This is a genomic window from Pseudomonas sp. K5002, assembly GCF_013386655.1.
Lineage (GTDB): Bacteria > Pseudomonadota > Gammaproteobacteria > Pseudomonadales > Pseudomonadaceae > Aquipseudomonas.
This window is the reverse complement of the sequence record NZ_JACARK010000798.1, coordinates 1-8,042: the sequence shown is the minus strand read 5'-3', so window position 1 is coordinate 8,042 and position 8,042 is coordinate 1. Positions and strand designations below refer to the sequence as shown.

Here is an 8,042-nt window from a genome sequence, read left to right as displayed (position 1 = left end):
CCAGTACCACGAACGTCCAGCGCAGCAGGCGATGCTGCACCGATGCCCTGCCCGCCGCAAAGTTGTAGGCCTGGTTGAGCAGGTCGCGGGTGCCGCTTTCGAAACCGGAGCCCAGCGCCGGCAACGGCGCGCTGATGGCAACCACCACCTGGCGGCGCAGATCCTGTTCCAGCCGGCGCCACAGCCAAGGGCTGTTGGGTGGCAGGATAATCGCCCCCGCCGCGGCGCACACCAACATGCCAAACACCATGGCGAGATAGTCATTGATCAGCCCGTAGGGGTTGTACAGCGTCAGGTTGGCAGGCACTGAGCTGGTGCCGAAAAACACCAGCATGCCCAGGCCATAGCCGGCCAATTGCGGCCTCGCCAGCCAGAACGAACCCAGTACGATCACCGGCGCCATGACCACGCACAGCAACGGAAAACCGTCGATCATCGGGTACACGAAAAACACTTCGAAAATGCCAATCACCGCTGCCAGTAGTGTACCGCAGGCGATTTGAAACGACATGCGCCTGGGGTTGGCAGAGAACGCCGACAGGCCTACGGTCAGCGCCGACACCAGGGTCATGGCCGCGCCGCTGGGCCAACTGGTGGCAATCCACAACGTACTGAGCACCAGTAACACCACCGCGGCGCGCAACCCGGCCGCAAGGGTCGCCAGCCAGTTGGTCCGAGGTTGAAACGGTTCGTTCCATTGCTCTCGCACATGGTTGTGATCGGCGAGGGACGCATGCGTCTGGGCGTAGCTGTGCAGCTCGTCGACAAAGCGGTAGAGCAGTTCATACGCGGTGTGAAAGTCCAGCAGGTCATCGGCTACGGGAGCGGTATGTTGCAACGCCGCACGCAGGCGCCGGACCCGGTCTGGCAAGCCGGCTTTGTAGACTTTCAGTTCGGTGGACAGCACGGCCGCGTCACGGTCCGTCAATGGGTGCCCGGCGAAGGGTTTGAGCAGCTCGGCCAACGCGATCAACCCCGGATCGACGGCCTGGACCACCTCCACGCCACCGCGCAGGCGAACCCGTTCAAGCAGTTGATGCAGCGCGTTGAAACGCGTGGTGATCGCCATGAACTCGCTGTTGAGGCGGTTGATTCGCCCATTGCGCTGGCGCATGTAAGGGTCTTCGAACACGCTGACGCTGCGCATTACTTCCAGGCCAACGGCCTCGGCGATAAACCCCAGGTTGGCGCTCTCGAAGGCCGCCTGGTCACCGGTATCACGCAGGCGCTGCCGCACAAATCCGGCAAAGCGGCCAAAGCGTTGGTACAACGTGTTGCGCATCGCCACGCTGGAGGTTTTAGGCAATACGGTGGCGCTGATCAGCGTCGCGCAGACGATCCCCAAGGTGATCTCCAGCACTCGCCAGACGGCCGCCATGAATACCTGCTGCGGATGGCCCACCACGGGAAGCCCGACCATCACCGCCGTGTAGCCGGCGAGCACAAATCCATAGGCGCGGAAGTTGCGATTGCGCGCGGCACCACCGGAACACAACCCCACCCACAATGCCAGGCCCGCGAGAAACAGCTCGGTGCTCTGGGCAAACAGGGCCATCAACAGCACCATGAACGATGAGCCCACCAACGTGCCGATGAAGCGATAGATACTCTTGGCGAGGACGTGCCCGCTGTGGGGCTGCATCACGATAAACACAGTGGTGATCGCGGTGCTCGGTTGTGGCAGTTCCAGGCGCATCGCCAGCCACAGGGTCAGGTACGAGGCGATCAATACCTTGCCCAGGTAGATCCACATCACCCCATCGCTGCGGGCCCACTCCATGAAGCCCCGGCGCCAGGGCAGCGACACCAGCCAGCGGCCCGCTCTACCGGCGATATTGAAACGACGAACAGTGAGTCGAGGCACGCGACCTTCCGGCTGACGGGAAATGGGGCGGCGACTCTAGGGGCTTCCATGCGCCCCGGTAAGTCATCAGAAACGTGAATGACTGTTACGTAAAAATCCACAATAAATAGCGTTTACAGCCGTGGATGAGTTCATGCCACACTAAAAAACGTTCCACCTGGAGAGCATCGATGGACATCCTGCAGAACATGCGCATCTTCCGCTGCGTTGCCGAAGTCGGCAGTTTTACTGGCGCGGCAGTGCAGTTGAATAGCAACACCACCCATATTTCGCGCTCCATTTCCAACCTTGAAACCCACCTGCGAACCCGCCTGTTCAACCGCACCACACGCCGTACCGCACTGACCGAATCCGGCAAACGCTACCTGTTGCGTTGCGAGCAAATCCTGCGCTCCGTCGAGGAAGCGGAGCTGGAAGCCGGCGACGCCCACACACGCCCTACCGGCCAGTTGAAAGTGCACTCGATGACAGGCATCGGCCAGCACTACGTGGTGGACGCCATCGCACGCTACCGCAAGAACTACCCCGACGTGACGTTCAACCTGAGCATGAGCAACCGCACGCCGAACCTGGTCAACGAAGGGTTCGACGTGTCGATTGTGTTGGCCATTGACCTGCCCGATTCTAGCCACGTTTCACAGAAACTGGGCACGACCTACAGCATCGTCTGCGCCTCACCGTCCTACATAAAAAACCATGGTGCCGCGCAAACGCCGCAAGACCTGCTCAGCCACGCCTGCCTGCGGCTGGTCAGCCCGGTGATCCCGCTGGAAGACTGGACGTTCGACGGCCCCCGTGGCCAGGAGAGCGTCACCATCAGCAGCTCGCCGTTCCTGGTGGACTCGGTCGACGCCATGAAGACCGCCATCAGCAACGACATGGGCGTGGGCATCCTGCCGGTGCATGCGGCAATCAAGGGGCTGCGCAGCGGCACTCTGGTGCGAGTCCTGCCCGAGTACCGCCTGGAAGAACTGAGCCTGTACGCCATCTACCCTTCCCGGCACTACCTGGATGCAAAAATCAAAACCTGGGTGGAGTACCTGCGCAGTTCACTCCCGGAAGTGCTGGCCGACCATAAGGCTGTGCTGAAGATTCGCGACCGGGTCAGCTACGGCTGATCATCGCTGATAGTGCTGATTCAGCCATCCGAGTGCCCACCGGCGGGCACTGGCGTCGGCCTCCATGACGCCATACAGGTCCGTCACCGCCACCACCGGCTCCTTGTCCAGCACATGCCGGATGCACTCGGCGATCTGCATGAAGCCGATGCGTCCGTCCAGAAAGGCCTGCACCGCGACTTCATTGGCCGCATTGAGCGACGCCGGTGCCGTGCCGCCCACATCCGCCACCTCGCGCGCCAGGGCCAGGCAAGGAAAGCGCTTCTCGTCCGGTACTTCGAAATCCAGCCGGGCCACCTTGAACAAATCCAGTGGTTCAACCCCTGAATCGATCCGTTGCGGCCAGGCCAGGGCATGGCTGATGGGCGTGCGCATGTCCGGGTTCCCCAACTGCGCGAGCATTGAGCCGTCGACGTAATCCACCAGCGAATGGACGACGCTTTGCGGATGGATCACTACCTCGACCTGGGACGGCCTGGCGCCGAATAACCAACAGGCCTCGATCAGTTCGAGTCCCTTGTTCATCAGGGTTGCCGAGTCCACCGAAATCTTGCGGCCCATGGACCATTTCGGGTGAGCGCAGGCTTGGTCCGGCGTTACGTTGTGCAGTTGCGCCATCGGCGTTTGGCGAAACGGCCCGCCGGAGCCAGTCAACAGAATGCGCCGCACGCCCGCGTGGGCCAGGCCGTGTTGAGCATGGGACGGCAGGCACTGAAAGATTGCGTTGTGCTCGCTGTCCAGCGGTAACAGCACCGCCCCACTGCTGCGCACCGCCTGCATGAACAACGCACCGGACATCACCAGTGCCTCTTTGTTGGCCAGGAGGATTTTCTTGCCGGCCTCGACGGCGGCCATCGTTGCATTCAAGCCCGCCGCACCGACGATAGCGGCCACCACCGTGTCCACATCCCGGTGACCGGCGACGAATTTCAGACCGCTTTCGCCGCCCACTACCTGAGTCTGAGAGCCCTCCTCCAACAGTTGCTTCTGCAGCGTCGCCACGGCTTGCGGCGTGGGCACCACGGCGTAGTCCGGACGGTGCAACAAGCATTGTTTTTTCAACAGCTCCAGTTGGGTGAACCCGCTGAGGGCGAAGACTTTATAGCGCTCGGGGTGACGCGCGATAACGTCCAATACGTTGACGCCCACCGAACCGGTAGCGCCCAGCACGCTGATGGCTTGCAAGCGTTGACGGGTGGCGATCACCTGGCGAATGACTTTTTTGCGCGGAATAAGCGACATGACGTAATGAGCCTGACGTAGAGAAAACAGCCGCCATTAACCAAGGAAAGTGCCAGCGCCGTCATCGCGATAACGCCAACAACTATCGCAAAAAAGCCAAGCCTTCGATCAGCTCGAAAACGGGCCTTGGTCATAACGACTACAGCACGTCATAAGGACTACATAACACTCGTGTCATATCGACTACAAAAAATATATCCAACTGATTTATAGGAACTTTTCATATGGCATGAATCCTGATCAGTGCTGCGCGCCCCTTTGGCAATCTATAAAGAGAACCCCATGAACAATGACTTCAACCACCGCCTTGCCGTAGTGACCGGTGCCAGTTCAGGTATCGGCCTGGCTGTCACCTGCAAGCTGCTTGAACAAGGTGCGCAAGTGGTCGCCATGTCGCGACAGATTGGCGAATTGGGCGCATTGGCGGAGCGTTTTGGCGAGCAGCTCTACTGGCTGGCGGGGGATGTCACCCAGGCTGCCGACCAGGCACGCCTGGCGCAGTTGACGGCGTCCATCGGACCGGTGGATTACCTCGTGCCCAATGCCGGGATCGCACAACTGGCCGATGGCCTGGACCTGGCCGCCTTTGACCGGCAATGGGCCGTCAATGGAGCCGCGGCTCTCAACATCCTCGGCAGCCTACGCGAGCAAATGGCCGCCCAGGCGTCGGTGGTATTTATCGGTACATTCCTGGAGCTGGCGACCTTCCCTGGGCTCGCCGCGTATATTGCTTCGAAGGCCGCCTTGCGGGCGCAAATGCGCACCCTGGCGGTGGAGCTGGCGCCCCATGGCATTCGTCTGAACATGGTATCGCCCGGCCCCACCGCCACGCCGATCTGGAGCACCTTGGGGCTCAGTGACGAAGCGTTGGGCGGCGTTGCCACCACAGTCAATCAGCGCCTGCTCAATGGGCAATTCCTGGAGCCGGGCGCTATTGCCGATGTGATCCTGTTCCAGTTGAGCCAGGGCGCACGCAGTGTGTTTGGCCAGGACTGGGTGGTCGACGGCGGCTACACCCTGCGTTGACCATGGCCCCGCAGGCCTAATGCGCAGCGCACAGGTCTGCGGGCAATGCCTTGGCGCCTCCGAACGCCAAGGCCTTCCACCCAATCACAAGCAATGACAGTGCGGCAAATATCAAGCCGCAGCCGATCACTCCGGTGGTGCCGAATGCATTGATAAACAGCCCGCCCACGGACGCCCCGATCACCACGCCGGCATTCGCCGAGGACACATACAGGCTGGTTGCGAACTCATGCGCCTCGGGCGCCGACGAGGTCAGCCAGACTTGCGTGACCACCAGCCCGCAGGTATGCGCAGCGCCCCACAGCAGCACAATCAAGCTCATCGACCACCACGACGGGCTGCCGAACGCGTACAAGACCACGTACGCCGCCGCCAGCACAATGGGGTACAGCACCACCGTTGCCACCATGCTTTTGCCCAATAACCGGCCCACCAACAGGTTGCCCGTGACACCGCCCACGCCGAAGATCACCAGCATGATGCTGATGGCCTGGCCATCCATGCCGGTCTGGGTCCTGAGGTACTCGGCGGCATAGCTGTAGACCGAAAACATCGTGGTGAACACCAGCACCGTCGCGATGATCGCCAGCCACACCGACAGGCTGCGCAGCACCGCCAGTTGCTTGCCGAAACTCAGCGGCATCGGGCGTTCATGATGGGGCAGTTTCAACAGCAGTCCGACACCTGCCAACCCCGTTGCCAAAGCGCAGAAGAAGAACGATGCCTCATAGGAAATACTCGCGCCCACCCATGTGGTCAGCGGCACCCCAAGCACCAGGCCCAAGGTGGTGCCCACCACGGCCAGGGCCGTGGCATGCGCCGCGCGGTCCTTGGGGTACAAGGACACCGCGGTGGAAAACGCAGCGGCAAAAAACACCGGGTGCAGCATCGCCGGAATTACCCGCAACGCCATCAAGGTTTCGAAGTTCGGCGCAAACGCCGACAGCACGCTGCACACGGAAAAACCAAAGAGCGCGCCCACCAGGATTTTCTTGCGCGCCAGGCGCGACGCCATCAGCACCAGGAAAGGCCCCAGCACCGCCACGATCAGCGCAAACAAGCCCATCAATAACCCGGCCTGAGACACGCTGATGCCGAAACGTTCGACGATCATCGGTAAAATACCGACCACACCAAACTCCAGGGTGTACAGGCCGAAAAGACCCAGAATGATGTAGATCACCGGCCGACCTCGATCACGATCTTGCCAAAGGCACCGCGCCCGAGATGAGCGAAGGCTTCGGGCACTTGCTCGAAGCCGTAGGTGTGATCGATTACCGGCTCGATGCCGTGGCGGTCGATCATGGCAATCAGATCTTCCAATGCGCGGCGCGGCCCCACGGAGATGCCGATGATGGAGGCCCGCTTGCCCAGCAAGGCCATGACCGGAGCATTCAATTGGTCACTCTCCAGCAGGCCGATCACCGAGATGCGCCCACCGTTGGCTACCGCGTGCAGGGAACGCGTGAGGTTGTCACCGCCGGCCATTTCCAGGATATGTTCGGCGCCACGCCCATCGGTCAGCGCTTGCACCGCCGTGTGCCATTCCGGTACCCGGCTGCGGTTGATGCCATGGGTGGCACCCAGCTCTATGGCACGCGCGATCTTTTCATCGCTGCTACTGGTGATGATAACGCGGGCACCATTGGCCGCAGCCAGTTGCACCGCAAACAACGAGACGCCACCGGTGCCCTGCACCACCACGGTATGGCCGGCGTGCAGGTGGCCCAGTTCGAACAGCGCCATCCACGCCGTCAAGGCGGCCACTGGCAAGGTGCTGGCCTGCCCTGCGGTGAGGCTGAGGGGCGCATGCACGCACCATTCGGCAGGTGTTGCCACGTACTCGGCGAGCATGCCGGGGAGCGGGCCACCCTGAGGCGGCGCTTCACTCCAGGACAGCGGAGCGCCATCGACCCATCCGGCAAAAAACGTCGACAGCAGCTTGTCGCCCACCTTGAAACGCGTAACGCCCTCGCCCACGGCGACCACCGTGCCCGCCATGTCGGAGGCCGGCGTGAATGGGAATGTGAGGTCGGCACCCATGCTGTTTTCGACCACTTCACCGTCGCGGTAATTGAGCGAGACGGCCTCGACGCGCACCAATACCTCCCCGGCCTTCGCGATGGGGCGTGGCACGTCGGCAAGGCGCAGTGTGTGCAGTCCCAATGCAGGTGTTTCCCAGCGTTTCATGGTGTCGGTCATCTTGGTATTCCTCGTGAATGGGCAATGCCACAAGGATATGGGCCTGTCCTCACGGGATTAAGGGGGCGCCGGCTCCACTGTCTACGGAGCTTTTGTTCCGCAATCGGGATAAGGTAGCCAGGCCTCGCCTCAGCCAAACCGGAGCCTCGATGGACAGCCTCAACACCCTGAATGTTTTTGTGCAGGTCGCCGAAACCCGCAGCTTTGTCGCCGCCGGGCGCGTGCTGGGCGTAACGGCCTCGGCAGTCGGCAAGAGCGTGGTACGCCTGGAGGAACGCCTGGGTGTGCGCCTGTTCAACCGCAGCACCCGCAGCGTCACGCTGACTGCCGAGGGCGAGCTGTTTCTGGAGCGCAGCCGGCGCATCCTGATGGAGATCGACGAAGCCGAAGCCGAGCTTTCGCAAACCGTGTCGGCGCCTCGTGGCCGGCTCAAGGTCAGCCTGCCGCTGGTGGGCCATCCGTTCTTGCAGGTGCTCGCGCAATTCAAGAAAGCCTACCCCGAGGTGCAGCTGGACCTGAGCTTTACCGACCGCCGCGTGGACGTGGTGGAAGAAGGTTACGACGCCGTGCTGCGCAGCGGTGAAGCGCCC

The 8,042-nt window shown here is 61.9% G+C and carries 7 protein-coding genes; 3 read left to right on the top strand and 4 right to left on the bottom strand.

Annotation, left to right across the window (positions count from 1 at the left end; genetic code table 11):
• Positions 1 to 1,780, bottom strand: a 1,780-nt coding sequence (locus HX846_RS28795) for an FUSC family protein (protein WP_256740056.1), incomplete at its 3' end; no start/stop codon positions are given.
• A gap of 254 nt (positions 1,781 to 2,034) precedes the next feature.
• Here HX846_RS28795 and HX846_RS28790 point away from each other — a divergent pair.
• Positions 2,035 to 2,982 carry a LysR family transcriptional regulator gene (locus tag HX846_RS28790; RefSeq protein WP_003207376.1) on the top strand — a complete coding sequence of 316 codons (948 nt, stop codon included), beginning with the start codon at positions 2,035 to 2,037 and terminating at the stop codon, positions 2,980 to 2,982.
• On the opposite strand, the gene ispC is transcribed toward HX846_RS28790, so the two are convergent.
• The gene (gene ispC, locus HX846_RS28785; RefSeq protein WP_087692420.1) at positions 2,983 to 4,224 is read right to left on the bottom strand and encodes a 1-deoxy-D-xylulose-5-phosphate reductoisomerase; all 1,242 of its coding nucleotides are present in this window, start codon (positions 4,222 to 4,224) and stop codon (positions 2,983 to 2,985) included.
• 282 nt (positions 4,225 to 4,506) lie between these two features.
• Here ispC and HX846_RS28780 point away from each other — a divergent pair, with 282 nt between their 5' ends.
• Positions 4,507 to 5,250 (top strand): SDR family NAD(P)-dependent oxidoreductase, encoded by a 744-nt coding sequence (locus HX846_RS28780; protein ID WP_178966615.1) that lies wholly within the window; start codon positions 4,507 to 4,509, stop codon positions 5,248 to 5,250.
• A gap of 16 nt (positions 5,251 to 5,266) precedes the next feature.
• Here HX846_RS28780 and HX846_RS28775 read toward each other — a convergent pair whose 3' ends face one another.
• A complete protein-coding gene (locus tag HX846_RS28775) occupies positions 5,267 to 6,433 on the bottom strand; it encodes an MFS transporter (protein ID WP_003207370.1) in 1,167 nt (388 codons plus the stop codon).
• Positions 6,430 to 7,452: an NAD(P)-dependent alcohol dehydrogenase gene (locus HX846_RS28770; RefSeq protein WP_003207368.1), complete on the bottom strand. Its 1,023-nt coding sequence runs from the start codon at positions 7,450 to 7,452 to the stop codon at positions 6,430 to 6,432. Before HX846_RS28770 ends, HX846_RS28775 begins: the two co-directional genes overlap by 4 nt.
• A 149-nt stretch (positions 7,453 to 7,601) precedes the next feature.
• On the opposite strand from HX846_RS28770, the gene HX846_RS28765 reads away from it, so the two are divergent.
• A partial coding sequence (locus HX846_RS28765; protein WP_178966613.1) for a LysR family transcriptional regulator occupies positions 7,602 to 8,042 on the top strand: 441 nt, incomplete at its 3' end.

Bases quoted from the DNA above. Each gene is read 5' to 3' on its own strand.
- HX846_RS28790 (WP_003207376.1), top strand. From the start codon at position 2,035: ATGGACATCCTGCAGAACATGCGCATCTTCCGCTGCGTTGCCGAAGTC.
- ispC (WP_087692420.1), bottom strand. From the start codon at position 4,224: ATGTCGCTTATTCCGCGCAAAAAAGTCATTCGCCAGGTGATCGCCACC.
- HX846_RS28780 (WP_178966615.1), top strand. From the start codon at position 4,507: ATGAACAATGACTTCAACCACCGCCTTGCCGTAGTGACCGGTGCCAGT.
- HX846_RS28770 (WP_003207368.1), bottom strand. From the start codon at position 7,452: ATGACCGACACCATGAAACGCTGGGAAACACCTGCATTGGGACTGCAC.